This window comes from Bacillus lumedeiriae (genome assembly GCF_044891285.1).
Taxonomy (GTDB): domain Bacteria; phylum Bacillota; class Bacilli; order Bacillales; family Domibacillaceae; genus Pseudobacillus; species Pseudobacillus lumedeiriae.
In genome coordinates, this window is sequence record NZ_JAUIYO010000023.1 from 1 (window position 1) to 25,941 (window position 25,941).

Below are 25,941 nucleotides of genomic sequence, written 5' to 3' on the forward strand. Positions count from 1 at the left end.
AAGCTCCAGTCAAGTCCGCTCGACTTGCATGTATTAGGCACGCCGCCAGCGTTCGTCCTGAGCCAGGATCAAACTCTCCAAAAAGATGTTTGACTTGCTCAATTGTTTTAAATAAGAATTAACTTACCGGCATGTATTTTGTTCAGTTTTCAAAGATCAATTTCATCTGCCGCTCTCAGCGGCGACAAGTAATATCATAACACTTCACAAGATTAAAAGTCAATAACTTTTTTTGAAATATCTTTTTTGAAGCATTTTTTTCAAAACCGCTGTTTTTAACGGCGGAATAACAATATAACACGTTGTAAAATATAAAGTCAACAAGTTTTCTAGAAAAATTGTTGGCTAACATTTAATCCTTTAACCAAAATGTATGTGTATATACAAAAATCCCTGGTATACTCCTTCACCTTCCAGTCTAGACTGAGTTAAAAATAAACATGGAAGAAAGGAGCATACGATGACCACTCAAACCGATCAGCTGAAAAATCATACATACGATACTGATTTCTCCGTCTATCAGGCCCGCAATCTCTGGTCAGGTTTCCTGTTTGGGCTTGGATGGGTTGCCTTTATAGATGAAACTGTTTTTCATCAGCTTTTGCACTGGCATCATTTCTATGACCAATCGACGAAAAGTATTGGACTAGTCTCGGACGGCCTCTTCCACGCTTTCAGTTGGTTTGCGACAGTTGGAGGCTTGTTTCTATTCGCTGACCTGCGGCGGCGCAGCGCCCTGCGGCTGAAGAGGTGGCAGGGAGGAATGCTGCTCGGGGCAGGCTCGTTTCAATTATACGATGGGATCATTCAGCACAAGATTATGCGCATCCATCAAATCCGCTACGTAGATAATGTGATTTTCTACGATTTAGTCTGGAACATTATTGCCCTCCTGATGATCGCAGCCGGCCTTCTCTTAGTCATCCATACAGGAAAAGAAGCAAAGCAAAGGGGGCATAACGGTTGAAACACAGCTATCACATCGGAGCTCCCGTAGAACTTCTTTTAATCATAACGTTCCTTCTAGCCATCTTTCTATACATTGGGGCTGGGGTTAAATCCAGCACTAGAAGCTATTTAAAAAAGTGGCCAGCGTCCCGTTACGCTTTCTGGATTTTTGGTGTGATCAGCGCTTCCACAGCCGTAGTCGGCCCTCTCGCTGCCCGCGCTCATTCTGATTTCACCGCACATATGGTCGGTCACTTGCTGCTCGGGATGCTTGCCCCGCTCCTCCTCGTTCTCGCGGCACCAATGACACTGCTGTTACGAACACTGAGCGTAACGAAAGCGCGGCAGCTTGCATTCTTGCTGAAAAGCCCGCCGGTACGTACAGTCAGCCACCCTATCGTTGCTTCTATTCTTAATATCGGAGGGCTGTGGGTGTTGTATACGACCGATTTATACGCGGCCATGCAGGCGAATGCCCTTTTACATCTTGCTGTACATATCCATGTCTTTCTAGCAGGCTATGTCTTCACCGCAGCAATGATTTATATTGATCCCGCTCCCCATCGATTGGGTTTCGTCTATCGGACGGTCGTATTCATCATTGCCCTAGCCGGTCATGCGATCCTATCTAAATACATCTATGCCCATCCGCCGAATGGAGTACCGGCAGAACAAGCGGAAGAGGGAGGCATGCTCATGTACTATGGCGGCGATGCCATCGACCTTGTTCTTATCTGCATATTATGCTTTCAATGGTATAAATCCACACGCCCTCGAGCGCCATTGTCTGCACCGACTCGCAAACATCCAAAAGGGAAGCACTTGAGAAGTGTTTAACTGGCAGAAAAAAAGACACAGGCATCTGCCTGCGTCAAGGGTTGTAGACAATGTCTACTTTCAGGCTGATTGAAAACACTTGTCTTTCGAGACGCGAATCCTGACGAGGAGCGGAGTGACCAGAGGGGTCATGAGCACCGCAGACAGGGGAGCAACGAAGAAAGCGAGCGTTTGTCAACAACCTGAGACACAGGCATCTATCCTGCGTCATCATTTTTTAACCTTTAGTACCACTTTTTCAAAAATTCATTCCTTTGTTTATCTGTCAGCTTTCGAGTGTCAACATAATCGATTTTCTCTGCTGCTAGATTAATCTTATAAGTGTCTAAAAACCAAGAGCCGTCATGATTAGAATAACCGAGAGCCTGTAACTGATGCTTCGCAGTCAAACGCGGCGGTATGGTGTAATACAACCCAAAATCTTCTCCCGTTTCAAGCTGGACAAGCCGGCCGCCTTTTACAGTATATATATTAGCTCCTTGGAAATTGGACGACATCGTCGCTTCTACAAATAACAGATCGGCCTGACCCGATATCGTCGACTGCTCCACTCTAATCCGATTTCCTGTGTAGTTGTATTCATAGTCGTATTCCATCAGGCTCGACAGAATCGTTTGGCTTCCCGGCTGCTGAAGAGTCAGGCGATAATCTGCCTGGAACATTAAATCTCCCTCAGATGCCCCCGCCCAGATAGGAAACACATCGCTATTTATACTCGCATAACCATAAATACCGTTCGTCTTTGTCATCTTCACTTCAAACTTCTTACCATTTTCATCCTTCACGTTAAAAGAAGGAGAAGCCGCTTTACTCACATTAAACGACTGCACACTTCGAATGCCTGCTCCATGAAGGTTGTACAAAAACACAGCCGCATGCCAGCGGGCCAATTCATCGTTGTATCCATATGTATGAAAGTTTTTCACGCTGGTGCTTTTCCCTTGGGAAATATTGTGCTTATACATATATTGTACGGCATTAAACCCATCACTCGCTGCATTCTGCCCCGCCGCTACGAACCGGGCCATTTCCCCGCGGGTAATCGGGTATGTGCGCATACTTGTGTAAGCATAATTGATCAGGGGGATGTTGTATTTTTTAAACTCGCGGTAGTAAGGCTCACTCCAATGCGCCCCCTTCACTGGCTGTAAATTTTTCGCTGGAATGTTTTGATAGTAGTTAGCCATCATCGCTACAAACTGAGCTTCCGTCAGTTTATTGTTCGGGTAAAAGCGCCCATCTGTATATCCGTTTAAAAATCCATTTTTCTGCGCCCATTCAATTTCTTTTGCAGCCGGGTGGTTCGCTGGCACATCTTTAAAACCAGCGCCAGACACAATGCCCGCTCCAGCCACAGACACTAAAAGAAAAAGCACAACTGCCAATAACCTTTTCAACCTTTTCATTCCTTTCTTTACAAAATATATATCATTCTATCATTTATAGGTATTGCAAACTAGTTATTTAGATTCACTCTCCATTGGATTGATCCCTCTTCTTTTGCCTCATTTACAGTATAATCCGCTTACATTTTAGTTAATTAGAGAACTGATCGATCCTTCCTTTTCTGTTAAAATAAAACGGAAATTGATAGAAAAGGGGCAGAGATGAAATTGATTACAATCGAAGAGCTTTGTACAGAAGAAGAAGTGGCGCAGATTTTTCCATTGATGAAAGACTTACGTCCGTATCTGGATGAAACACACTTTCGCCAGATTTGGCGTACGATGCAGCCCGACGGCTACCGAATTTATGCGATGTATGACGAAGGAGCCATTGTCGCCTTTACCGGTATCCAGATTCGAACAAACATGTATTATTTCCGCCATGTTTTTGTGCATGAGCTAGTCACGCGGGCAGATATTCGTTCTAGAGGATACGGCGGGAAACTGCTGACTTTTGTACACGAATGGGGACGGGAAAATAATTGTGTCACAGTAGCATTAGAATCCGCACTGATCCGGGACGATGCGCACCGTTTTTACGAAGAAAAAATGGGGTATGACCGTTTTTGCTATTCATTCAAAAAAGAGCTTGCGGAATAGAAACGAGTATTTGGGGAGATTACATAATGGAATCAAATTCACCTGTCCTTTCAGGTACTGCTCTACTTATTTTATTTGCTGTTATTATTTAGGCCGGCTCTCCTTTCCAAAAGAAGAACCGGTCATCTAACAATCACCTCCGTCCACTCTTGTACCGCTTCCAGACATAGAACGGAACAAAAAGCAGCAGCGCAATGGCCGCCCCTGTTAGATCGAGCAAGACGTCTTGAAGGAGTGGTGTACGCCCGCCTGTCTGCATCTGATGCAGTTCATCAAACGCCGCGTATACGCCCGTCCCAGCGAGAGCGGCCGCTCCTCCCTCCAACACCTGATCCGGCCGCCACAGCAAATAAACATAAAACAACGCCACCGCCAAACAGCCAAACAAAAACAAATGTGCAAACTTGCGAATGAAAAATTCGATAAAATAATAGTAGCCTCTCGCTTCTACTGAAATTTCCTGCCCCCAATAATAGACTTTCACATAAGAAAGCCAGCGGGCACACGGCTCTCCCGGCAATAAATGCTGCAGGAGCGGCACAAGTGTCTGCTCTTCATAGGTCTGTGAAGAAAAATGAAAAATAGTGCCTGCGACAATTAGCAGAACAACCACGCTTACAATCTTTTTCACGATACACTCCTTTACTGCAGACCGAAAGCCCACCGGCTATTCCCTGTTACTGCTGCTGATAGTCCCACAAAACGAACCACTCTTCTTTCTCCTGCACGACAAACACTTCTTGCTGCAAAGAAAAATTCCCGTACTTTCCTTTATACACTTGAACGACGGGCACTTTATACACCATACTCAACTCCGGTCCATCGTCCGCTGGCTTCCACTTCTTCAGTTCTTCCGGCTCACCAAATGTATAAGAAAAAGTTTCCACGCCGAAATGATTCATAAACACATGCGCCCGGTCCTGTATATAATAGCCCTTCTCCAATCTCTCTTTCATATAAGGATGGAACATCTCCCACGAGTCAGCAAATTTCCCTTCCTGCTCATATTTATAAAACTCATCTACCACTTTCAACGCCTGATCACCCGGCGATAAGAAGAAAGCTTGAATAAAAAGCCACACCATTGCAATGAAAACAATTAGGAGAACAAAGATGACCTTCGCCTTTCCACGCCGTCTCCTTAACATCGAAAACCCCCTTTTAAAAAAGGCTGTTTATTCGAAGATATTCAAGCGAACAGCTGTTTAGTATGAGGGATGACCCGGCACTCTCGGTTTTTATTTGATAATTCCGAATCATTACTAACACTAATTTCTAACATTTGATACACTCAAATCAGATCAAGAGACTTATAATGCGGAATGTTTACTTATGCCTATGATTTCCCTAACGACGGGCACCGCGTATTTTTTGATCGTCGATACGGATCAAACTTCTTAGCTGTATCTATTATTAGATAATCAGAATAGAGTGTAATAAAAGTGAGTGTGTCCCAAAAATCAATGAAACCGACTTTTGTGACACACTTGCTTATCGTTCTTCTTATTCTTTTAAAACTAATCATTCCCTGAGATACAATTGATCAGCGTATCAATGAGTATGGCAAAGTAAACTCTCTTATACTGTCTGCATATGGGTCATACTCGTAAGGATTAAAGTACATCACAAATCCTGTGTTTGTCATATAAAATTGATTTTGATGTTCATCTAAACTTTCCAGCCCCTCCCAGGAAATAAGACCCCGTTTAGTCAAACCATAGCCCTGTTCATTAATCCGATCAATAACAACCCACTCATAATTCGATTTCCGCGCAAGGTCGTTCAGTGACATAAAATAATCATTCTTCACATCATAATTATAAGAGAAGAGATATTCGTATCCATGAGCACCACCTGCGTATGTGTAACCCTCAAAAACAACGCTTATATAATTAACATCGGCACGGGGAACTTTATAAGATACATTATATTTATAGTATTCTCCTGACCACTCATCTTCTTGAGCAGAGTCCATTATTTCCTTTCGTATATCTACTAACTCCTTACCTACGCTCACGTAGTAATCATTCATTAAAGTAAAATCATGGTCACCGATGGTATCCTTAAATTGTGGATAAAATATTCCCTGAGCCGCTTTTTTCGGATAAGAAACAACGTTCATTCTAAACTTCTCATTAAGTGCCCGGGCAGTGAAAACAGCGAACTGTGCACGTGTAACAACACCTGATGGATTGTATTTTGCAGCCGTATACCCGGAGGTGATACCATTAGCAACGAGCGGAGTAACATACGGAGTTCCCCAATAAGCACGCGTCATATCTTCCCATTCCACTGGCACCGATCCAGATAAAGAAAAAGCCTCTGTCGTAATTTTTGCCATTTCAACACGTTTCAACTGTCCATTTGGATTAAAGTTTGCTGCTTTTGAGAACCATCCAGCATTTACGGCGACTGCAATTTCCCTATAAAACGGATGAGAAACTGGCACATCTTTAAATCCGGGATTTGGAACATCAGTCAAAGGAAGCTTTTTTGCACGGACGAGAATAGCCGCCGCTTGAGCTCGAGTCACCGGTGCATCTTTGTTAAACTTGCCGTTGGAACCACCCTTCAACACACCTAGTTCACTTAAATAGTACACTTCCTTTGCACTCCAGTGAGAAGCTGGTACGTCTGAATAAGCAGCTGCCTCTGTCGTGAATGCATTGGATAAAAAAACACACAGAAAAGCAGCAATTACACTAAATCTTTTCATTATCCCACCCCTTTTCTTTTTTTATTGCTATCTAGTTCTAATGTCACGATAGTATATAGCTATTCTATTATTTAGATATTTTTCCAAGCAATAGATATTATTTTAAAAATAACCAAATGGATTCGTTCTTTTATGTACATACAAAGACAGTTGCTATAGGACTTCACTTTATCTGTCATATAGACATTCACCCACCATACAAGAATTGAATACATTATTATTGGTGAGACCGGATTTTTAATAGATTGATGAGGAGAGAAGGACGTGTACAATTTTTCAAATGAGGAGGTCATTTATAATATCTGGCCCGAGGATACGTATTTGCGTTCTCACACAACACCTGGGAATCCTTATGGTATAAGTTCGACAGTGAATCCATATCATCCCTATAAGGGACAGCAAATGTTCGTTCCGTCGTTCAGACCGATGGAACATCACCATCGACAAACGGATTGTATCACCCAAAGAGAAGTGGAACTGATGAGAAATGAGCGCAGTCTTTGGGAAGAGCATGTGGCTTGGACGAGAATGGCCATCATCAGCCTCATATTTAAACTGCCGGATGTAGACTTTGTGCTCGCCCGTCTTTTGAAAAATGCTGCCGATATGGGTGAAATGTTTCGTCCATTATACGGAGAGACTGCCGCAAACACATACGCGACGTTAATTAAAGAACACCTTTTAGTTGCAGCGGATCTTGTAAAAGCGGCTTTAGCAGGCGACGCCGCAGCCGCAAATGCAGCCGAACGAAAATGGTATGCCAACGCAGATAAGATTGCCGTTTTCCTAAACAGCATTAATCCATATCTACCAAAAGAAGAAGTGAAGAAAATGTTCTACCGACACTTAGACTTAACCAAGCAGGAAGCCGTCTCTATGATCAAAGGGGACTACCAAAAGGACATCGCCATCTATGACGAAATCGAAAAACAAGCAAGAGAAATGGCCGACACCATCTCAGACGCCATGATCAAACTCTATCCAGATTTGCAAAGATAGGAACCTATATAAAATGACAGATCAAAAAATCCGCTTTTCCTTTTGAGGAGAATCGGATTTTTAGTGATTCGCTTGATTTTCCGTTATGTCTTTCGGTTATAGGAGAGACACCTGGCAGCCATTTCAATCTTTCCGTCATCTCTTTATATGATCTATTCCTAATTCCGTCAGTTTGAAAATATACTCATTAGAGCTGTTCTTTCAGGAACCTTTTACGGCCCAGGTGATCTTTGTTCATCTCGTCCCCTCCTGTCAAACAGCTTTTTTATGATTGATATGAAAAATGACCTGCTGGATCAGATAATGACAACACCTTCTCATTCAATTAAGCCAATATTATTTATGCTACTCCGAACATCTCGTGAAACATTCCTGTGAAACAAGTTTTTTCGAGGAGTGCCTGGCACCGAGGACTTAAACATTTACAAAACCTTTACAAAAAATCAATAGCCCAATAACAAACAGGCTTTATTCTTAACATTGTGACAACATTCAACAATTTAAATTGCCAACAGACCGTATGGAGGTAGAGATATGAGGCTTATAAAAAACACAGCGAATGGATTATGGCTGTTATGCTTAGCTGCCGTTTTATCAGCATGTGGAGTAAATCATGATAATGGAACAGACTCGTTAAATGAAGGAAAACATACCATCTCTATTTCTGGTTCCACATCCGTAGGGCCTTTGGCTGAACAATTAGCGTTCAGCTATGAAGAAAATAATGATGTCAATATAGAGATTAATCAAATAGGATCTTCTGCCGGTATCACAAACGCAATAAGTGGCGTATCAGAGATTGGGATGTCTTCGCGTGATTTAAAGCAAGAAGAAAAGGACAGCGGGTTGAAAGAAGTAGTCATTGCTTATGATGGAATTGTAGTGGTGGTCCATCCAAACAATGAAGTGGATAATCTTACGATGGAGCAAGTAAAGCAAGTTTTTACTGGCGAGATTACGAACTGGAAGGAACTCGGTGGAGAGGACAAGGAAATAGTGGTTGTTTCCCGTGAAGACGGCTCGGGTTCACGCGATGCCTTTCAAGAAATTGCGGGTTACACTTCAGGCGAATTAGTGAAAAACTCAATCATTGCAAGCGGCAACGGCAATATTAAAACAACGGTAGCGACAAATGAGCATGCCATAGGCTTTATTTCTTTTGATTATATTGATCACTCCATTTCCACTGTCCATATCAATGGAGTGAAGGCGACAGCTGAAAACGTTCTTCGGAAAAAGTACAGCCTGTCACGCCCCTTCTTATTCGTCTACAAGGAAGATCATCTGACAGATGCCGGACAACAATTCATTGACTACATTTTAAGCTCGGAGGGACAGGCTATTGTTTCCGAAACAGGGGCTATATCAGTCAATTAACTCATATGTATCATTACGTGTTAGGAACCCAAAAGAAATCTTGGAGGAATGAAGTATGGCAAGCCTGCCTATTAAAAAGCAAAACATGAGTAACGATAAATCCAATAAAAGAAAATATTTGCTGGAGAAGATTTCATCAAGAATTTTCTTATTTTGCGCCCTTCTATCCGTGCTCAGTTTATTTTTAATTATTGGATTTGTTTTTTATAAAGGTTCGCATCCATTCATAGCAGAAGGTTATAGCTTTATAGATTTTGTTTTTGGAGTAGATTGGGTACCAAGTGAGGATAAGTTCGGTATATTCCCTATGATTGTTGCATCCATATACGCGACCATTGGTGCTTTAATCGTTGGGGTGCCTGTCGGTCTATTTACAGCCATTTTCCTGTCGGAAATTGCACCGAAAAGTGTAGCAAAAATCATTTCACCAGCCGTGCAGCTGCTGGCAGGGATCCCATCTGTTTTATACGGTGTATTCGGACTGGCTATTATCGTCCCTTTCTTGCAGAACAACTTCGGCTTAGTGAAAGGGCAAAGCTTATTGGCTGTCATCCTTGTGTTAGCTATCATGATGCTGCCAACGATTGTGACAGTAGCTGAAACAGCCATTCGAGCTGTTCCAAAAACGTATCGTGAAGGTTCTTTGGCACTCGGAGCTTCCGAGATTGGCACTATTTTCAAGGTCGTCGTACCAGCAGCCAAATCAGGAATTATGGCGGCCATTGTATTAGGCTTGGGAAGAGCAATTGGAGAAACAATGGCTGTTATATTGGTCGCAGGAAACAGTCTCATCATACCTGAAAGCTTAACAGACAGTGTCCGCCCGTTGACGACAAACATTGCGTTAGAAATGGGATATGCATTCGGAACACATCAAGAAATGCTGTTTGCTACGGGCATTATTTTATTCTCCTTTATTTTGTTATTAAACCTCGTATTAGCAAAAATCAGCGCAAAGGGTGGTCACTAAGATGAGAAGCTTTAAGGATAGCTTACTGCGTGGACTTCTTTGGTTTTCAGCTTTCTTGACTGTTGCCGTCCTTGTCACCATTGTAGGATATATTTTTTACAAAGGATTTCGGTTAATTAATGTTGAGTTTATCTTTGGTGATTATTCACCAGCGGGCGGCGGCGGTATTTGGCCGATGATCATTACAACACTGTATACAATCATCCTTTCATTAGTCATTGCTACACCGATTGGGATTTTGGCGGCCGTGTATCTGCAAGAGTATGCAAAGCAAGGCCGGTTGGTAAAAGTCATTCGTTTTGCGACAGAAAGCTTAACAGGCATCCCGTCAATCATTTATGGATTATTTGGGGCGGTATTCTTTGTCACTACTTTGAAATTAGGGATGTCCATCATAGCCGCCTCGTTGACTTTGACGATTATTGTACTTCCAGTCATCATCCGAACGACAGAAGAAGCCTTAAAGACGGTCCCGCATTCATACCGGGAAGGTTCTTTGGCTTTAGGAACAACGAAGCTGCAGACTTTATATAAAGTGATTTTGCCAAGTGCCATGCCGGGGATCTTATCGGGAATCATTCTCTCAATGGGAAGGATTGTTGGTGAATCAGCTGCGATATTTTTAACAGCTGGAACGGTAGCAGCCATGCCTGAAAGTATTTTTTCATCGGCAAGGACATTAACGGTTCATTCCTATTTGGTGACACAGGAGTCGGGAGACATTGAACTTGCAGCGGCCATTGGGATTGTATTGATTGTCATTATCTTGATTCTGAACCTTCTGGCAACATTCATATCAAAGAAATTAAATAAAGCTGACTATTAAATGGGGGTGTCATACATGAGTACAGCAGTAATGGAGCGGAACAAAGAAACGAAGGAGCAAATGTTACCGCCTATGAAGCCGCAATCAGAGAAAGCAACAAAGATTAGCGTAAAAGATTTAAACTTATTTTATAGTGATAAACAGGCACTGTATAATATCTGGATTGATATTCAAGAAAAGAATGTGACAGCCTTAATCGGTCCTTCTGGCTGCGGCAAGTCGACTTTCCTGCGAACCTTAAACCGAATGAATGACCTGATCGATGGAGTAAAAATTATTGGTGATATTACGATTGATAACAAAAACATCTACCGATCCAATGATGTGATTAATCTCCGGACAAAGGTCGGAATGGTCTTCCAAAAGCCAAACCTATTTCCGATGAGCATTTATGACAATGTAGCATACGGACCCCGGGCTCAGGGAATTAAAAGCAAAAAGGCACTAAACCGGATTGTTGAGGAGAGCTTGCGTAACGCGGCCATCTGGGATGAAGTGAAAGACCGTCTAAAATCATCGGCACTTGGATTATCAGGCGGTCAGCAGCAACGTGTGTGTATTGCGCGTGCCATCGCCATGAAACCGGAAGTCATCTTAATGGATGAACCAACTTCGGCATTAGATCCAATCTCTACATTAAAAGTAGAAGAATTAATTGCACAATTGAAAAAGGACTATACGATTGTTATCGTTACTCACAATATGCAGCAGGCCGCACGTGTATCTGACAAAACGGCTTTCTTCTTAAATGGTGAAATTGTTGAATACGATATGACCAATAACATTTTTTCAAACCCAAGAGATCAGAGAACAGAAGATTACGTAACCGGCCGTTTCGGTTAATAAAGGAGTGTTGTTCATGAATGCACGTAAGAATTTTGATAATAGTTTGGATGAATTGCAAAACAAAATGCTAGAAATGAACGAATTGGTCGTTTCTGCGTTCGAAAAAGCGTTTACCGCATTTCAAGATCAAAATATTGAACTGGCTCTAAAAGTCATTGAGGACGACACAGTCATCGATAACCTCGATGTTGAAATAAATCAATTTGCCGTGTGGCTCATAGCAAAAGAGCAGCCGTTCGCCATAGATTTAAGAAGAATCATCGCTTCTTTAAAAATCACATCGGATATCGAGCGGATCGCCGATTTCGCAGCAAATATTGCTAAAGCAACAATCAAAATCGGAAAATCACATTCATTGATAAGCATGACCAACCTTGAACAAATGAAAGAAATATCCATGAATATGCTCAAGATGGCGGTGACTTCATTTATAAATGAGGACATCTCCCTTGTGAAAGAAGTGGCTGATCTCGATGATCAAGTCGACAACTATTACTCTGAGACATATAACCGGATCACCGAAGCTTTGAAACAAAACCCAGAGGACACAACTCAGCTGGTACAGCTATTATTTATAAATCGCTACCTTGAACGAACAGCCGATCATATCACGAATATCGCCGAAAGTGCTGCCTATTTGATTAAAGGGCAAATATATGATTTGAATTCTTAATGGTTATGTCGTTCACTGGGAAACGATCATGGTAACAGCAAGTGTAAGGTACGGAGTCCTTGGGCATGAGAAGTTTTTGCTTCCTATGAAACTTCCACGGCTGTACACCGAAAGAAGAGCGGCCGGCCAACTGAATGAAGTGATTACAGAAAATAACCGTCAATCCATTGACCATGGAGACGGTTATTTCTTTTTGTTCTGGATGACCAGTGTCACGGCAAGAAGCAGAACACCGATCGCTGCTAGACTGAACTGTGTGACAATGCTCAACGATTCGTAAACCGTTATCTAAGCCACCTCCCCTCTTCCGTAAGCAGCCAACCGTTCAGCATAACAGAAAAGGAATACTTATTGGAGCATTTTTAGGTTTTCAGAGGAGTGATACATACACCGGGGATTTTCTCTATGTATCTTAGGTACGAATAGGCAGGCTGTCCGAGTACAATTTATCCCCAAAGAAAAAGAGCAACCTCCCGTGGCTACTCTAATGATCTTCTTATCCTTTTAAATCAATGTTCCCACCCAAATGCGGCTGGACAGCACGTTGGATAGCTGTTGCATCCGCAGTACTCATCAACTTCTGAAGGGCTTCACCTTGCTGTTTCGCATCTCCCATTTCGAGGAGTGACAGGCACCGAGAACAATATGACTAATCTGTTATTAGTATTTCATTTTTATTTTTAAGAAAATTAAAGCGATCCACTTTTATAAAATTACAGCCTGGAACTAGTGGATCTTTTCTAATAAGAAACCCAAACTTATTCAGCACTTTGGCAAGATCAGAGCGTTCACTTTCCCCCATTAAAAACTCTAGTCCATATTGGAAAAATCCAGGTTTTACTTCAGTGATCCAAACTACTGAACCATACACGGTAATCATTTCGCCAAGAATTTCTGTTTCAAATTCCAAAAGAATATCCCGATGCACGGTTAACCTTATATCTGATAAAAAACGCAAACCTCCTAAACCTATATCTTCAATTAAAACAGAAGTTTTACCTAGTTCTACTTTTCTACCATAAATACGAATAAGAGTCATTGATGCAAGTAAAGGAAATTCAAGCGTAATTCTAAAATATTGTCGTTTATTCTCAAACTTATCAATAGTACTACTGTTATTGACACCCGAAACTTCTACTTTACCTTTTTTCAATAAAACCGCAAATTCATCTGCTGGGACTGGTTTTGAAAATAGATATCCTTGAATCGTCTCACATTTGTATTCTCTCAGAATTTGCAGCTGTTCCTCAGTCTCTACTCCTTCAGCAACTACTTCCATTTTAAGATGTTGCGCTAATTCAATAATTGTTTTCGTGATAAAGTTGGAATTATCTAAGTTTTTATCATCTAAATCCATAATAAAAGATCGATCAATTTTTAATGTATTAATTCTATCTTTAAAACGTTTTAAGGAAGAGAGTGAAGAATAACCTGTTCCAAAATCATCTAAAGCAATTCTGATGCCTAAGTTTCTTAATTCATCCAAAGTGGAAAATACCTCTTTTTTATTTTCTAATAGAGATGTTTCTGTTATTTCGATTTCTAAGTATTCCGGATCAAGTTTTGTTTCTTTTAAGATACTAATAATATTGGCTATAAGATCTTTTTCTAAGAATCGGATGGCTGAAATATTGATAGATATAGGGATAGCAGGTAGACCTGCGTCTTGCCATGCTTTATTTTGAGAACAAGCCTGATGTTTGACCCATTTATCTAGTTCACTAATTAGACCCGTTTCTTCTGCTATCGGGATAAAATCGTCAGGAGATACGATCCCCCATTCAGGATGATTCCAGCGAATTAGAGCTTCAACACCTACAATTTGGTTCGTACTTGCAGAAACTTTTGGCTGATAGTAAAATTCCAATTGATTGAGTTCTATTGCATTTCGAATTCCCAGTTCCAAATGAAAGGTTTTATATGTCTGGATATTCATTGATGCGGTGTATATGTGATAAACACTCTTTCCGCTTTCTTTGGACTTGTGAAGGGCAGCATCAGCATTTTTCATTAATAAATGCGCATCCTCTCCATCAGTAGGATATATACTAATTCCAATACTTGTTGTAACGAAAAGATTATAACCTTCTATAAAGAATGGCTGTTCTAACGATTGTATAATTGTTTTAGAAATTTGTATTATCTGATCTGTATTTTTCATATTAGGGATTAAGATAGCAAACTCATCTCCGCTTAACCGAGCAAGCACATTTTTTTCCCCAATACATATTTTTAATCTTTCTGAAATTTCCTTTAATAATTTATCTCCTGCCAAATGAGTTAGTGTATCATTTATATATTTAAAGCGGTCTAAATCAAGAAACATCACAGCAAATTTTTGTTGTAATGTTTTACTTATAATTAACTCTTTTTCTAATTTCTCTTGAAAAAATTTTCTGTTAGGGAGATCGGTTAAAGGGTCGCAATTAACTAAGTATTCGTTCAATTTCTTCATTTTGTTACGTTCAGTAACGTCATGTAATGTCCCTATTATCGTTGGTTTTCCATGAATATAAATCTTTTTGGAATGAGCCTCCACATCAATAATAGATCCATCTTCATTCATGACCCTAAATGTGTGATCCATTCCTTTTTCATTCTCGATTAACCTTAACAATACGGATTCTACTGTTGCACGGTCATCTGGATGAATGTAATCCCAATAATCAGATATAGTAGCTAAATCCTCAACACCCAAAATGTTTTGGAACTGGGGATTACCATATGAAACTTTTCCATCTTGAATAATATAGACACCAATAAATACTTCCTCGATCAAACTTTGAAACTCCAGCTCTGTGTCTATGAACTTACTTTCCGTTCCCTTCACATGAGATAATACATTCAGATCTCCTATTCCATTATTTGAATTCACCTTACATCTCCCTCTCTGATACATCGGTAGATACTTCCGCAAATTCATAACTATTTTTACCATTATTTTTAGCCTGATACATGGATTCATCAGCTTTTTTTATTAATACTGTGGCATCATTTCCATTTTGCGGATATAAAGAAATTCCAATACTAGATGTTACCTGGACTTTTTCCCCTAAAATATAGATTGGTACGTTTAATTTCTTAATTATTTTATCTGCTATTAAACTCGAATCTTGCTTATTGGCTTCAGGCAGTAAAATAGTAAACTCATCTCCAGCTAATCGGGCAACAAAGTCATTATTCCTGACACAATCCTTTAAAAGAGCACTTACCCTTTTTAAAAGTTCATCTCCCGTATCATGACCTAAGTTATCATTTACCTTCTTAAATCCATCCAAATCAATAAACATCACAGCTAAATTAGTTTTATTTTTCTGTGAAAGAATTAGTGATTGTTCAAGTTTATCCATAAATGCTCTTCGATTCGGTAATTTCGTTAATGTGTCTTGATAAACAAGCTTTTGTATCATATTCTCTTGTTTTTTTCTTTTAGTGATATCTCTTGCGATGAATTCTCTAGCAGATACCCCTTCAAATTCAATACTAGTAGAGGTAATTTCAAGATCAATTAATTGACCATCTAATCTCTTAGCTTTAATTTGAAAATTTATTATTCTATCTTCATTAAGCTTTTTCTTTATGAGGTTCAATTCTTCAGGAGTGTAATGTATGTAGTTTTTCCAGTTGTGATTAAGTAAATCGTTCATACTGTTTGCTCCCAGTAACCTAACACCAGCTTTGTTCGTAAAAATGATCTCTCCCCTTCTGTGAACAAATATGGCCTCTGGAAAACGTTCAATTAAATTTCGATAATGTTCTTCCTTTTCTTGATGTCTTTGGATTGCTTGTTTTCCTAATATGAAAACCCATAGAATCAATACAATCTGTACACAGGAACTTCCAGTGTCTAAGATGAATTCCCCAAACCCATCTTCTTTTATACGGAACAAACCTAAGATTTTTTCATCATATATGTCCAGTATGGCCATACATGTAATGAGAACTAAAATTAGCTTCATTTTTAAAGATATTTGTTTCATTTGCTTGAAAATAATCTCTCCTTTCGGTAACCCAGCTGCCATAGCAAATGCCTTAGGCCTGTAGCTTTGCGTCATCACTTTTCAATGATTTTGCTATTTCGTGGTTAGAATTAGACATAATTCTACATTTTTCCCTATGTACTTACAAAATTATATCACTTTTTTACTATTTTTATAGCATTACCACAAAAATTTTTATGGTAAATTCATCCACCAAGCATTATCCTCCAAAATATCACAAATTAATTACTATTAATATTTATATAGCTAACCTCAGCTTTAATACTATATGAACCCACCTTGATTTTCCGGCATAACGACTGTTCGTCTCACCTGTTTACATCAATGTAAAGACAACATTCTTGTGTCGGCTTAATAAATTAGATCTATATAGGATAGTTTCAGGGTTCTGACAATTTACAGCATGAAGATGCAAAAAACGGATTGTCCGGAAAGAAACCTCTCCACACAATCCGTTTTTACCTTTCTTTAAACCGACGTTACATTCAATTAATACTAAACACATATCATAAAAACCAGGTGAGATCGCACGCGTAGCTATCTCAGTATCCGGCGAAGTCGGGGTCAATACTCTTGTGTTGTTCACTTATTTATTTTTATTCCCTCACAATTGTATGTTACGACTCTCCCACATGATAAAATAACCACTATAAGAGAAAAGCGATCAACTTGGAAGTGAAAAAATATGACTTAACAATCATTTACGATTATAAAGAGCATCCTGATATCCTATCTGGTCACTGCAACAATTGTGAGAATACCCCATTTAAAAGCCCGATGAAAAATAATATTTTCCTCAGAGAATGCTGTGAGTGCAACATGAAGAAAAGTATTTAACCTTTGATAAACAGTAAATGTTGAGTAAACAATAAATAGCCAGCCTCCGCCTATATAATAGTACTTGTTCTCCTTATTTTGATGATTGATAATCTATCTTTTTATTTAGCAACCTTCTCAAAGTCTTCAATGTTTTTATTGAATGTAGATTGAGTTTCTATGATTGTTTCTTGCAAAACATCTGTTATTTCACTAACTCTTTCTACTTCCTTTATGATACTTTCTACATTCGAATCCACATTTTTAATGGCATGATCAACATTGCCAGCCAATCTCCGTACTTCATCAGCTACAACTTTAAAGCCTCTTCCATGTTCCCCTACCCGAGCAGCTTCAATGGCTGCATTTAAGGCCAGCATATTTGTTTGAGAAGAAATACTGCGTATAGTTTTAGATACTTCACTGATGAGATCCGTTTGTTTTTTTAATGATTCAATGGCTTGTAGTTTTTCATTGGAATTTGCAACAACTATATTTACTAGCTCTGTAGGCATATCTTTCAATTGAGAAATGATTTTCTTCGTATGATTTTCACGTTCCGTAATATTAGTTGCGATTTTAAGAATTCCATTCACTTTACCTTCTTCATTCCGCACTGGAATATAAGTAGCTTCCAGCCAAAGTAAATTCCTTTCTTTGTCGACTCTTTGAATTTTTTCTTGGAACTTCTCCCCTTCACTGAGATTATTCCATAGCTCTACATATTTTTCACTGCTTCTAAATTCCATCGTGCAGAACCGTTCATGTCGCATATTCTTCATCTCATTAACTGTATAGCCCAAAGTCTTTGCAAAATTTTCATTTACCCAAATCACTTCTCTGTTTAAATTGAATTCTATCATGGCTAAATTTGACTCTAACGCAACTAAAACGGATGTTTCATCTAATACTTGAGTACTTGTACTAATCATTCGTTTATCCCTCATTCTAGAGGCAGCCCAGCCATCATAATCCATTTGATTTTAGACCCGTCGGCTTTGCGCCCTGACCTTTCGATCAGTTTGCTTTTCACATTTTTAGTAAGTAATAGTTATATTATACTTTTTTCCTTAGTGTAGCGTAGTGTTTTATGAGTAATAAAAAGTACTTAATGGCTGAAATCAGTAATGTTGCATAGTAGAAAGAAGGCTAGTAAACATAGTATTTAGTATGATGAAGAACAAAACACCGTACAGACAGCCTAAATTAGAGAATGAAAGTGCGTAAATAGAGACCCTAGGAAAATCGCTAGAGTCTCTTTCTTCTAGTGTAATGGATGGGCTGATATCCATCACTCTCTATAATTTCACATCAATGTTCCCACCCAAATGCGGCTGGGCAGCACGTTGGATAGCTGTGGCATCCGCAGTACTCATCAACTTCTGGAGAGCTTCGCCTTGCTGTTTCGCATCTCCCATTGCCATTTTCATGACTGACATCGAAGCCTGCTGCTGGACTTGTCCTTGACTTAACGCGATTGACATAAGTGCGATATCCATAGAAACACCACCTTTCTTTTACTAATGAACAACCGATTGCAACTGCTGTTCTAGGGAATGAACTTCCTGTTTCAAAGTGTTTAATTGACCGTTCAACTTATCAATTTCTAATGACGTAAGCTCATGATCACGAGCGTATTCAGCTAGTTCTTTCATTTCATACAGCTTTTCCTCTATCGCTTCTAAGATGCCGTCTTGCTTCTTGCACCATTCGATCTGTTCTTCTAGAAACTTTTTATGATCCTGTTCATCCTTATTCATCTAGTTTCCTCCTGTCAAACAGCTTTTTATGGTGATTATGAAAGATGGCCTGCTGGATCGAGTGGTGACAATGACTGCTTTTTTCGATTAAGCCACTACCATTTATGCTTCTTGAAAAACTCTGTGGATCATTCCTGTGAAACAAGATTTTCCGAGAAGCGACACCGGAACTACCGTGGCCTCTAGAAGATACCTTTTATTATAAGTAGGTGTTGATCAATTGCTTAATATAGGAAGAATAATCTGCCTCTTCATTAGCAAATTCCATTATATAATCTTTATAAAAAATTTCATCTTTTGGACTTGGCGTTAATTTTGTTTGAACGATTAGTTTCATGACTTGTTCTTTTATTCTATTTCTAGATTTAACAAGTGATTCCCTATTCAAATCAGCATGTTCAATTGTTGTTTTCCCCCTACCGCTTTTCGCAACAATTTCACCTGTTATTACATCAAATTCAATAAAATCAGCTGGATCCTCTATCGCTGGATCAATAATCGGGTTTCCATCATTCCATTTGTTCCCTTTTGCCATATTACATTTTTGACAGCACCAGTGCAAATTATTCCAACTGTATATTAAATGATGAAATCGAGGATCGGCTTTAGGTTTAAGGTGCTCAATATGTTCATAGCTGGCAGTGCCTATCCCATACTCACAGTAACAGCATTTAGCCTTATACATTTTTTCTAAAGCACTTCTGACATCTTGTTGGTTATATTTATTTTTATAGGAATCTGTAACTTTGCTAAATTTCCCCTTGTCTTTAACTTGTGAAAGCAATTCTTGTGTCCATGTGTTCCCATTTACTTTTAAACTATCAGGAGTATTAGTCCGCTTAACCTTCCTCATTATTCTCCATCTCCGTTACTTTATCCCCTATTGCATTCAACTTTGCCAAAGTTACTGCTGGATCATCTTCAGGAAGCGTACGATATAATCTCTTTGTGATTAACTCAAGTATATTCTCTTCCTTTTGGGTAAGCTCCCCTTTTAATTTTTTTGAATAAAGTCTCTGTACTTCTTCAACTTCTTTTTGTACGGTGGGGACTCTCGTAAATGTTCCCATTATGTTTGTTAAGATATCTTCAACAAGCCACCCAAAGGGACTATGTTGATTTTCATCAACTATACTTCCTTCTTCTTCGTATAAACGTATGATTTCTCCTTTTTCACATGAGGATATAACGATAGGCGCATGTGTAGTTGCAATAAATTGCACTTTTGGAAAAGTTCGCTTTAAATCCTCTACTATTTTCCATTGCCATTTAGGATGCAGATGCAAATCTATTTCATCAATCAAAACAATTCCCGGTGTTTCTTTGACCGCATACTCTTTTAACTGTGGGTTTAAAATGGACATTCTAAAAGCTAAATCTGCGACCATTCCTATTACACTTCTATATCCAGCACTCATTAAGCGAAGGGGGATCGAATCATCACCTAATTCCACAATTACTTCTTCCTCCTCAAAATCATACATAATGCTTACACGTTCTCCTTCTCCAACAAGGCCTTTCATAAATTCTTCAACAGCTCCTATGGTAGCTTCAAGTTCACCTATTCTTTTTTGTTTTTGGACTTTAATCATTGTCATTCTTCTTAACCAGTTAACAAATAATTTTATATTTGATTCAGCATCCAAACAATCCGTATATCCAATAAATCTCGATAGTTCTTGTCGTTCAAAAGGATCTACCCATTTATTTTTCTTTTGAGAGAATAACCTTCCAGCACTCTGATAGGATATGAGAGGTAAAATAACATTATGGTTTTTCTCATTAATAATTTGCTTCTGCATATCACCGGCATAGGCTATAATTTCTTTTGCGTGCAGACGAGTTGTTTTCCCGTTTATCGTTTCAATGGATCTTTTCCATGTAAACTTTCTTTCATCGATCACTCCAGTACAACTTACCGAGCATGGTAATTGCTTTTCGGGTGTAACAGTCGCATCCCCTACCCTATCCCACTCCTTCCGAACTTCCTCGGAGGATATGTTACGAGTAGAAACCCCATCGACTCCCGCTAAAAACCCTCCTAATCCAACACTCAAAGCTTCTAAAACAGAAGTCTTTCCAGTTCCATTGTCGCCTATAATTAAAGTAAAACGATCATTGAATGTAAAATTACGATATTTAAAACTCTTAAAGTTTTCTATGCTCATTATTTTTATATTCATTGTGCCTCTCCTCTCATCTAGCTTCCCATAAACAACATATGTATTTTTATTATAATGCCTTTATTATCAGCTTTGAAATAATATTCATTTTTTATACATTCTACTAGGCATCTTCTAATTCGACTAAGCCAATATTATTTGTGTTGCTTGAAAAAAACTGTGAAATAAGATTTTTCGAGGAGTGGCAGCACCTATTACACTTTAATGCATTACACTTTGGCTAGATGGGGAGACTGGCCTCCGGTTTTGGTAAATAGCGGAAACATTTTCACACAAAAATATTGGCGGTATCACATATTATCACTAACGATATTTACTATACAATCAACTATTTCACTAAAGATTTTCTTCTTCATTTCTTATATATTCTGCTATAGCAGCGATTACTGTTGAAACAGTTATTTCAATACCACCTCTTGACTGATTTACATGAATTCCCAGATCATCCTCAATAAGATTCCATAACTTTTTTGTTTTTATAAGATCGTTTATTAGTTTGATCTTATCCTGAAGTTCATAATTTCTTATTTCCTTCATTACTAATTCATAAAAGTTTTTACTATGGTTTTGTTTACTTGTCCATTGTAAAAAAGCTTCCCTAGATTTTGTATTTGGTGCTTTATCATGACATTCTGCACACATTAGAAATAAATTTTCCACTTCATCACTTCCACCAAATTGCCTAGGGATAATGTGGCACCTTTGCAACGGTACTCTATTCCAATTTCTGATTATCTCCTTCCTACTTGCTCGAGGATTTTTAATATCATATTTATCTCCCCAATACTTCCGACATGACCAACAACTTGGCTCTGCCCAATCAAAACAGTTTTTATGGAGCCAATTCATCCAATGTTCAAATATCTTTGCTTTAGATGGCATTGTCAATTTAATCCCCCCTTTGATTATTTAGTTATTAACTAAGGTCTTTTACCATATTATGAATTTCTAGAATGAAATATTTAACCTTCTCTCCGTCGTCTAACTTGAAATTTGACTTCAATAATTTGTATTGATACAATACAAATTATTAATTGTATTACAACTATACAATATCAGGGGGAGAGCAGATTGCAAAGTAAGCTTGAAGTTTTTAAGGCTGAACATTGTTTTACTAAAAAGGATATTCAAGAATCATTTTCAGACTATGTAAAAAATAATTATCTGGAGGTGACAGACCAGCAATTTACGGAGAATTACCATAAAAATATATTGAGATTGTGTGAAAGATTTCAGGAGACCCTTGATAATTCACTTTTACCTGAACTCACTGATGATTGGTGGTATTATGATTTTGACTTAAAAAATGACGGAATTGAGCTTAATTTATATTACTGTAATGAATTGGAACTAGATGAAAATGGGGAATTAAGTGGCACCACTGCCACACAAGGTTTTACTCTTTTAAATATCAAGTGTGATTATCTAAGTGTAGGACAATTTGCTGAACTTCACAATGTGACTGATACGACAGTTCGTCAATGGATACGTCGGGGAAAACTACGCACCGCTAAAAAAGTAGGAAGAGACTGGCTCATTCCATCAATCGCAGAAAAACCTACACGGGGATTTAAAAATGTAGCCTATCATTGGCACTTTCTACCTCAAAGTTTGTCGGAACAGTTTTGTTATCTAAAGGATTACAATTCTATTTACATCTTCCAGAGTAAGGATAATAAAGCAGAGTTTGAATGTATCTTTGGGTATCCTGGTACAAATAATAGATCCAAAGTTATCTTAACTGCAACAGAAAGAGAAAAATTAGAGTTAGCATTAATAGGTAGTGATCTTGTTGAAGTAATTGAATGATAACCAAAGTCGGTAATAAACTGGTATTAGATCAATAATTCGTTTTCCCTACCGCGCTTTCGCTTGAAAACCTCTTTCTTTGATGCAGCAATCAATTCCCCACCAAAACAAGAGGGGGTTTGTGGGTGATTAGTGTCACGACAAGCGTCAGAACACCGATAGCTGCTAGACTGAACTGTGCGACAATGCTTAATGCTTCGTAAAGCGCCATCTAAACCACCTTCCTTCTTCAGGAAGTAGCCAACCGTTCAGGATAACATAAAAGGAATATTGGTTGGAGAGTTTTTAGGTTTTCAGGGGAGTGATACATACACCTGGATACAGAACATGAACTTCGCTCTTCAACTCGTTCAATCGACCATTACATTCATCAATTTCTGCCGAAGTGAGCTCATATTCGAGAGCGTACTCAGCTATTCTTTTCATTTCATGAAGCTTAATACCGCTTGGAAAATCTTGTGAAACATTTCTGTGGAACAAGATTTTCCGGGAAGTGACAGGCACCAAGGAAAGCATGTACTACAAAACTAATTGGAATTGGCGCTTCAACTATGAAAAGGAACAACTTTCAAAACAATATCCCGGCTATGAAGTGCTAACTACCTGTTCAGAAAGAAACAAACCATATTCAACCGATGAACTATCATTATTGATTTCACTTAGACAAAAGGGACAAACAACGAATCAGATTGCCACCACGCTTGGTCGTACTTATTGGTCTGTCACTTATAAATTGGGACAACTTCGGCAGGAAGGCTTCATATAAAATTAATTAAATAAAGATGAAAAAATCCGATTTTCCCTTTAAGGAGAATCGGATTTTCATTGGTTGGCTTGCTTTGCCATTGTCTCCTTATAAGAAGAACGTATTTGTACCAGCCTCACCCGGTTATTTCAAAAAATCTACCAGGTCCTAGTCGTACTAAGCTTCTTTTTATCCTTTTATATCTATGTTCCCGCCCAAATAAGGCTGTGCTGCACGTTGCAACGCTTGCAAGTTCGCTTCTCCCATCATCTTGTTGATAAAATCAGCATTTCCTTCTGCTTGATCCATCGCTTTCTTCATGACTGAGATAGAAGCCTGCTGCTGCACTTGTCCTTGGCTTAGTGCGATTGACATTAATGCAATATCCATAAACACATCACCTTTCTTTTACTAATGAACAACCGATTGCAACTGCTGTTCTAGAGAATGAACTTCCTGTTTTAAGGTATTTAACTGATCTTTTAACTTGTTAATTTCCAATGGCGTAAGCTCATGATCACGAACGTATTCAGCCAGTTCTTTCATTTCATAAAGCTTTTCCTCTATCGCTTCTAAGATGCTATCTTGCTTCTTGCACCATTCGATTTGTTCCTCAAGAAACCTTTTATGATCCTGTTCATCCTTATTCATCTAGTTTCCTCCTGTCAAATAGCTTTTTTATGCTATGAAAGGTGAATTGCCGGACGAAGTGGTGACAATGCCTCATCCAGTTAAATCCGAATGTATATTGTCTACTTTTGGGACTGCAACGCACCGTCACAGAGGTTGTTGAATATGAAGACAAGGTCGCAATCTATGCTCGACGTAAAACTTGTTCGGTCACATCAAAGGCAATCAGACGGCTCCTTCGAAAATGGATTTAACTTTTTTGTGTCCAAGATATTGACTCAGATCCATGAGCTTTAAACTCTGGAGTATATAGTTTTCTTTACATAAACCTCCCTTAACCTTCCCTTATTTCGTGTCTAATCTTACGGGTTCATTATATATTATGTAACTAAATAGGGCGTAAAAATGTTACTCAACTCATTCCTCAACAACAAAAAATTTGGTATTACACATTTTGAAAGTTCATCTTCAACTGAATTCCAAGAATCACTTTCACAGTGTTCAATAATTTCCAAGAATGACCTTTTTAATACCCGATCAAATTTAGTAATATTGTTTCGTGGTAAATATCTAATAAACGTATTTATTTGTGAATCAATTGCATTATAAGCATCTAGTATATCCTGCATAACCACAGAAGCTTCATTGTATTTTCCATCTACTATTCTTGAGATAACAAAATTTAAACCTTCACTCATCGTATCTGTAACATCCAATATATTAGACATTATCGGCATTAAACTAATTAAACCATAATCCGTTTTAACATTATTGGTAATCTTGACATCTATTTCAAAATTATCTTTAAAATTAATCACATAATTTTTACTTCCACAATGAAATAATCTCACTTCATTATTGCAAAAATCGTTGGTGCCTTTTTCCTTTAGCAATCCATATTCTTTGTCTAGTTCCATAACATAATCAAATAACTTCCGTAATGATGCATCCATAGCATGTCCATATTTTTTAAAAAGTTTACCATCTATATCATCCCTAGTAATTCGTTTATAATATGTTGGATTATAATTTGATAGCAGAGAAACTACTTTATCCTTATCTTGAATGGAGGCAATCTCATCTTTTTCACAATGGAATATATAATAACGAGTATCGGATTTAATTCTATGCTCTCTAACCAACAAACTCCGGATTAATTTGTTAGCATCTCCGAAATATTTCGCAGAGGTTTCATCTAAGATTGTCCAAGGATTATTATAGGCAAATGGGAGAGCATAATTTTTTTGATTCAAGTTTACGTTAATAACTAAATCGTTATCATAAATTTCTCTACCAACAATATGCTTCATTTCTGCCTTTGAAAACCCCGAGTTATCAATAATAACAGAAAACGTATTAGGGGCAAACTTTCCACAAAGCATAGCAATGTAACCACCGTATGAACTGCCATATGCAATTATTTTTTTAGTATTTATTTTAGGATATTTTATCAGTATATCTCCAAGCACTTTAAGGCAATCTAAAGCTGGCAAAAATCCAAAAGACTGATATTCATCCCGATCAGTGGCCTTTAACGGTTGACAGCGGGGATCTAACGTATTTAATCCTTTACTTTCTAAAAGTTGAGCCACTTTAATATAGAAATCATCCTCAGATGAGATTGCATTCCAATAGTTTATGGAAACGCCGTAAAATTTCTCCATATTATTAATGAATGTTTCATCTATTTTAGTTTTTATTCCCCGGAATATTCCAAAATAATTCATTGATATAACAATACAATTAGATTTATCAGCCAA

Annotated in this window: 26 protein-coding genes, 1 rRNA gene, 1 pseudogene and 2 riboswitches; of the genes and pseudogenes, 11 read left to right on the forward strand and 17 right to left on the reverse strand. The window is 38.4% G+C overall.

The features are described from left to right. Window positions 1-84, reverse strand: a 16S ribosomal RNA gene (locus QYG89_RS16165); the annotation flags it as partial. 376 nt (window positions 85-460) lie between these two features. Between QYG89_RS16165 and QYG89_RS16170 the strand changes: the two genes are divergently transcribed. Both QYG89_RS16170 and QYG89_RS16175 read left to right on the forward strand, forming a co-directional pair. Beyond that, a complete protein-coding gene (locus tag QYG89_RS16170) occupies window positions 461-967 on the forward strand; it encodes a DUF2243 domain-containing protein (RefSeq protein WP_404319128.1) in 507 nt (168 codons plus the stop codon). Beyond that, the gene (locus QYG89_RS16175) at window positions 964-1,785 is read left to right on the forward strand and encodes a cytochrome c oxidase assembly protein (protein ID WP_404319130.1); all 822 of its coding nucleotides are present in this window, start codon (window positions 964-966) and stop codon (window positions 1,783-1,785) included. Before QYG89_RS16170 ends, QYG89_RS16175 begins: the two co-directional genes overlap by 4 nt. 224 nt (window positions 1,786-2,009) lie before the next feature. On the opposite strand, the gene QYG89_RS16180 is transcribed toward QYG89_RS16175, so the two are convergent. Beyond that, window positions 2,010-3,182, reverse strand: a complete 1,173-nt coding sequence (locus QYG89_RS16180) for an S-layer homology domain-containing protein (RefSeq protein ID WP_404319132.1) — start codon at window positions 3,180-3,182, stop codon at window positions 2,010-2,012. 210 nt (window positions 3,183-3,392) lie between these two features. On the opposite strand from QYG89_RS16180, the gene QYG89_RS16185 reads away from it, so the two are divergent. Then, window positions 3,393-3,830: a GNAT family N-acetyltransferase gene (locus QYG89_RS16185; RefSeq protein WP_404319134.1), complete on the forward strand. Its 438-nt coding sequence runs from the start codon at window positions 3,393-3,395 to the stop codon at window positions 3,828-3,830. A gap of 133 nt (window positions 3,831-3,963) precedes the next feature. Here the strand turns inward: QYG89_RS16185 and QYG89_RS16190 are convergent, their stop codons facing one another. From QYG89_RS16190 to QYG89_RS16200, 3 genes are all read right to left on the reverse strand, one after another. After that, the gene (locus QYG89_RS16190; RefSeq protein ID WP_404319136.1) at window positions 3,964-4,461 is read right to left on the reverse strand and encodes a VanZ family protein; all 498 of its coding nucleotides are present in this window, start codon (window positions 4,459-4,461) and stop codon (window positions 3,964-3,966) included. Between the two features lie 46 nt (window positions 4,462-4,507). Next, a complete protein-coding gene (locus QYG89_RS16195) occupies window positions 4,508-4,978 on the reverse strand; it encodes a hypothetical protein (RefSeq protein ID WP_404319137.1) in 471 nt (156 codons plus the stop codon). 395 nt (window positions 4,979-5,373) lie between these two features. After that, window positions 5,374-6,546 (reverse strand): S-layer homology domain-containing protein, encoded by a 1,173-nt coding sequence (locus QYG89_RS16200; protein WP_404319140.1) that lies wholly within the window; start codon window positions 6,544-6,546, stop codon window positions 5,374-5,376. A gap of 402 nt (window positions 6,547-6,948) precedes the next feature. On the opposite strand from QYG89_RS16200, the gene QYG89_RS16205 reads away from it, so the two are divergent. From QYG89_RS16205 to QYG89_RS16235, 7 genes are all read left to right on the forward strand, one after another. Further along, complete coding sequence (locus QYG89_RS16205) at window positions 6,949-7,545, forward strand: acetylglutamate kinase (protein WP_404319170.1); 597 nt, start codon at window positions 6,949-6,951, stop codon at window positions 7,543-7,545. A 534-nt stretch (window positions 7,546-8,079) separates the two neighbouring features. After that, on the forward strand, window positions 8,080-8,922 hold the full coding sequence (locus QYG89_RS16210) for a phosphate ABC transporter substrate-binding protein (RefSeq protein ID WP_404319142.1): 843 nt from the start codon (window positions 8,080-8,082) through the stop codon (window positions 8,920-8,922). Window positions 8,923-8,977: 55 nt separating this feature from the next. Beyond that, on the forward strand, window positions 8,978-9,892 hold the full coding sequence (pstC, locus tag QYG89_RS16215; RefSeq protein ID WP_404319144.1) for a phosphate ABC transporter permease subunit PstC: 915 nt from the start codon (window positions 8,978-8,980) through the stop codon (window positions 9,890-9,892). A gap of 1 nt (window position 9,893) precedes the next feature. Further along, window positions 9,894-10,718: a phosphate ABC transporter permease PstA gene (pstA, locus tag QYG89_RS16220; protein ID WP_404319146.1), complete on the forward strand. Its 825-nt coding sequence runs from the start codon at window positions 9,894-9,896 to the stop codon at window positions 10,716-10,718. A gap of 72 nt (window positions 10,719-10,790) precedes the next feature. Continuing rightward, complete coding sequence (pstB, locus tag QYG89_RS16225; RefSeq protein WP_404319172.1) at window positions 10,791-11,561, forward strand: phosphate ABC transporter ATP-binding protein PstB; 771 nt, start codon at window positions 10,791-10,793, stop codon at window positions 11,559-11,561. A 16-nt stretch (window positions 11,562-11,577) separates the two neighbouring features. Beyond that, window positions 11,578-12,237 carry a phosphate signaling complex protein PhoU gene (phoU, locus tag QYG89_RS16230; protein WP_404319148.1) on the forward strand — a complete coding sequence of 220 codons (660 nt, stop codon included), beginning with the start codon at window positions 11,578-11,580 and terminating at the stop codon, window positions 12,235-12,237. A 28-nt stretch (window positions 12,238-12,265) separates the two neighbouring features. Beyond that, complete coding sequence (locus QYG89_RS16235) at window positions 12,266-12,517, forward strand: hypothetical protein (protein WP_404319150.1); 252 nt, start codon at window positions 12,266-12,268, stop codon at window positions 12,515-12,517. A gap of 369 nt (window positions 12,518-12,886) precedes the next feature. Here the strand turns inward: QYG89_RS16235 and QYG89_RS16240 are convergent, their stop codons facing one another. From QYG89_RS16240 to QYG89_RS16280, 9 genes and pseudogenes are all read right to left on the reverse strand, one after another. Next, window positions 12,887-15,112 (reverse strand): EAL domain-containing protein, encoded by a 2,226-nt coding sequence (locus tag QYG89_RS16240; protein ID WP_404319152.1) that lies wholly within the window; start codon window positions 15,110-15,112, stop codon window positions 12,887-12,889. Window position 15,113: 1 nt separating this feature from the next. Next, window positions 15,114-16,259 (reverse strand): diguanylate cyclase domain-containing protein, encoded by a 1,146-nt coding sequence (locus QYG89_RS16245; protein WP_404319154.1) that lies wholly within the window; start codon window positions 16,257-16,259, stop codon window positions 15,114-15,116. Beyond that, window positions 16,240-16,322: riboswitch (cyclic di-GMP riboswitch) on the reverse strand. (Overlaps the previous gene by 20 nt.) An 854-nt stretch (window positions 16,323-17,176) precedes the next feature. Next, on the reverse strand, window positions 17,177-17,569 hold the full coding sequence (locus QYG89_RS16250; RefSeq protein ID WP_404319174.1) for a methyl-accepting chemotaxis protein: 393 nt from the start codon (window positions 17,567-17,569) through the stop codon (window positions 17,177-17,179). A 36-nt stretch (window positions 17,570-17,605) separates the two neighbouring features. Next, window positions 17,606-18,031: pseudogene (locus QYG89_RS16255) on the reverse strand (PAS domain-containing protein); the annotation flags it as partial. Continuing rightward, window positions 18,005-18,091: riboswitch (cyclic di-GMP riboswitch) on the reverse strand. (Overlaps the previous pseudogene by 27 nt.) Before the next feature lie 261 nt (window positions 18,092-18,352). After that, the gene (locus QYG89_RS16260; protein WP_404319156.1) at window positions 18,353-18,553 is read right to left on the reverse strand and encodes a YjfB family protein; all 201 of its coding nucleotides are present in this window, start codon (window positions 18,551-18,553) and stop codon (window positions 18,353-18,355) included. A gap of 21 nt (window positions 18,554-18,574) precedes the next feature. Further along, complete coding sequence (locus QYG89_RS16265; protein ID WP_404319158.1) at window positions 18,575-18,814, reverse strand: hypothetical protein; 240 nt, start codon at window positions 18,812-18,814, stop codon at window positions 18,575-18,577. A 199-nt stretch (window positions 18,815-19,013) separates the two neighbouring features. Continuing rightward, a complete protein-coding gene (locus QYG89_RS16270; protein WP_404319159.1) occupies window positions 19,014-19,667 on the reverse strand; it encodes a retron system putative HNH endonuclease in 654 nt (217 codons plus the stop codon). Continuing rightward, entirely contained in the window at window positions 19,654-20,997 is a 1,344-nt protein-coding gene (locus tag QYG89_RS16275; protein WP_404319161.1) for an AAA family ATPase, read from the reverse strand. Before QYG89_RS16275 ends, QYG89_RS16270 begins: the two co-directional genes overlap by 14 nt. Window positions 20,998-21,333: 336 nt before the next feature. Further along, window positions 21,334-21,879 (reverse strand): HNH endonuclease, encoded by a 546-nt coding sequence (locus QYG89_RS16280; protein ID WP_404319175.1) that lies wholly within the window; start codon window positions 21,877-21,879, stop codon window positions 21,334-21,336. 189 nt (window positions 21,880-22,068) lie between these two features. Between QYG89_RS16280 and QYG89_RS16285 the strand changes: the two genes are divergently transcribed. After that, complete coding sequence (locus QYG89_RS16285) at window positions 22,069-22,806, forward strand: helix-turn-helix domain-containing protein (RefSeq protein ID WP_404319163.1); 738 nt, start codon at window positions 22,069-22,071, stop codon at window positions 22,804-22,806. A gap of 934 nt (window positions 22,807-23,740) precedes the next feature. Here the strand turns inward: QYG89_RS16285 and QYG89_RS16290 are convergent. The 3 genes from QYG89_RS16290 to QYG89_RS16300 all read right to left on the reverse strand — a co-directional run. Next, entirely contained in the window at window positions 23,741-23,941 is a 201-nt protein-coding gene (locus tag QYG89_RS16290) for a YjfB family protein (protein WP_404319164.1), read from the reverse strand. A gap of 21 nt (window positions 23,942-23,962) precedes the next feature. Then, window positions 23,963-24,202 carry a hypothetical protein gene (locus QYG89_RS16295; RefSeq protein ID WP_404319166.1) on the reverse strand — a complete coding sequence of 80 codons (240 nt, stop codon included), beginning with the start codon at window positions 24,200-24,202 and terminating at the stop codon, window positions 23,963-23,965. 359 nt (window positions 24,203-24,561) lie between these two features. Continuing rightward, a partial coding sequence (locus tag QYG89_RS16300) for a DUF2920 family protein (RefSeq protein ID WP_404319168.1) occupies window positions 24,562-25,941 on the reverse strand: 1,380 nt, incomplete at its 5' end.

Bases quoted from the DNA above. Each gene is read 5' to 3' on its own strand.
- QYG89_RS16270 (WP_404319159.1), bottom strand. From the start codon at position 19,667: ATGAGGAAGGTTAAGCGGACTAATACTCCTGATAGTTTAAAAGTAAAT.
- pstA (WP_404319146.1), top strand. From the start codon at position 9,894: ATGAGAAGCTTTAAGGATAGCTTACTGCGTGGACTTCTTTGGTTTTCA.
- QYG89_RS16210 (WP_404319142.1), top strand. From the start codon at position 8,080: ATGAGGCTTATAAAAAACACAGCGAATGGATTATGGCTGTTATGCTTA.
- QYG89_RS16265 (WP_404319158.1), bottom strand. From the start codon at position 18,814: ATGAATAAGGATGAACAGGATCATAAAAAGTTTCTAGAAGAACAGATC.
- QYG89_RS16185 (WP_404319134.1), top strand. From the start codon at position 3,393: ATGAAATTGATTACAATCGAAGAGCTTTGTACAGAAGAAGAAGTGGCG.
- pstC (WP_404319144.1), top strand. From the start codon at position 8,978: ATGGCAAGCCTGCCTATTAAAAAGCAAAACATGAGTAACGATAAATCC.
- QYG89_RS16245 (WP_404319154.1), bottom strand. From the start codon at position 16,259: ATGGCAGCTGGGTTACCGAAAGGAGAGATTATTTTCAAGCAAATGAAA.
- QYG89_RS16260 (WP_404319156.1), bottom strand. From the start codon at position 18,553: ATGGATATCGCACTTATGTCAATCGCGTTAAGTCAAGGACAAGTCCAG.
- QYG89_RS16280 (WP_404319175.1), bottom strand. From the start codon at position 21,879: ATGCCATCTAAAGCAAAGATATTTGAACATTGGATGAATTGGCTCCAT.
- QYG89_RS16250 (WP_404319174.1), bottom strand. From the start codon at position 17,569: ATGCCTACAGAGCTAGTAAATATAGTTGTTGCAAATTCCAATGAAAAA.
- QYG89_RS16275 (WP_404319161.1), bottom strand. From the start codon at position 20,997: ATGAATATAAAAATAATGAGCATAGAAAACTTTAAGAGTTTTAAATAT.
- QYG89_RS16205 (WP_404319170.1), top strand. From the start codon at position 6,949: ATGTTCGTTCCGTCGTTCAGACCGATGGAACATCACCATCGACAAACG.
- QYG89_RS16295 (WP_404319166.1), bottom strand. From the start codon at position 24,202: ATGAATAAGGATGAACAGGATCATAAAAGGTTTCTTGAGGAACAAATC.
- pstB (WP_404319172.1), top strand. From the start codon at position 10,791: ATGAAGCCGCAATCAGAGAAAGCAACAAAGATTAGCGTAAAAGATTTA.
- QYG89_RS16170 (WP_404319128.1), top strand. From the start codon at position 461: ATGACCACTCAAACCGATCAGCTGAAAAATCATACATACGATACTGAT.
- QYG89_RS16195 (WP_404319137.1), bottom strand. From the start codon at position 4,978: ATGTTAAGGAGACGGCGTGGAAAGGCGAAGGTCATCTTTGTTCTCCTA.
- phoU (WP_404319148.1), top strand. From the start codon at position 11,578: ATGAATGCACGTAAGAATTTTGATAATAGTTTGGATGAATTGCAAAAC.
- QYG89_RS16200 (WP_404319140.1), bottom strand. From the start codon at position 6,546: ATGAAAAGATTTAGTGTAATTGCTGCTTTTCTGTGTGTTTTTTTATCC.
- QYG89_RS16235 (WP_404319150.1), top strand. From the start codon at position 12,266: ATGGTAACAGCAAGTGTAAGGTACGGAGTCCTTGGGCATGAGAAGTTT.
- QYG89_RS16290 (WP_404319164.1), bottom strand. From the start codon at position 23,941: ATGGATATTGCATTAATGTCAATCGCACTAAGCCAAGGACAAGTGCAG.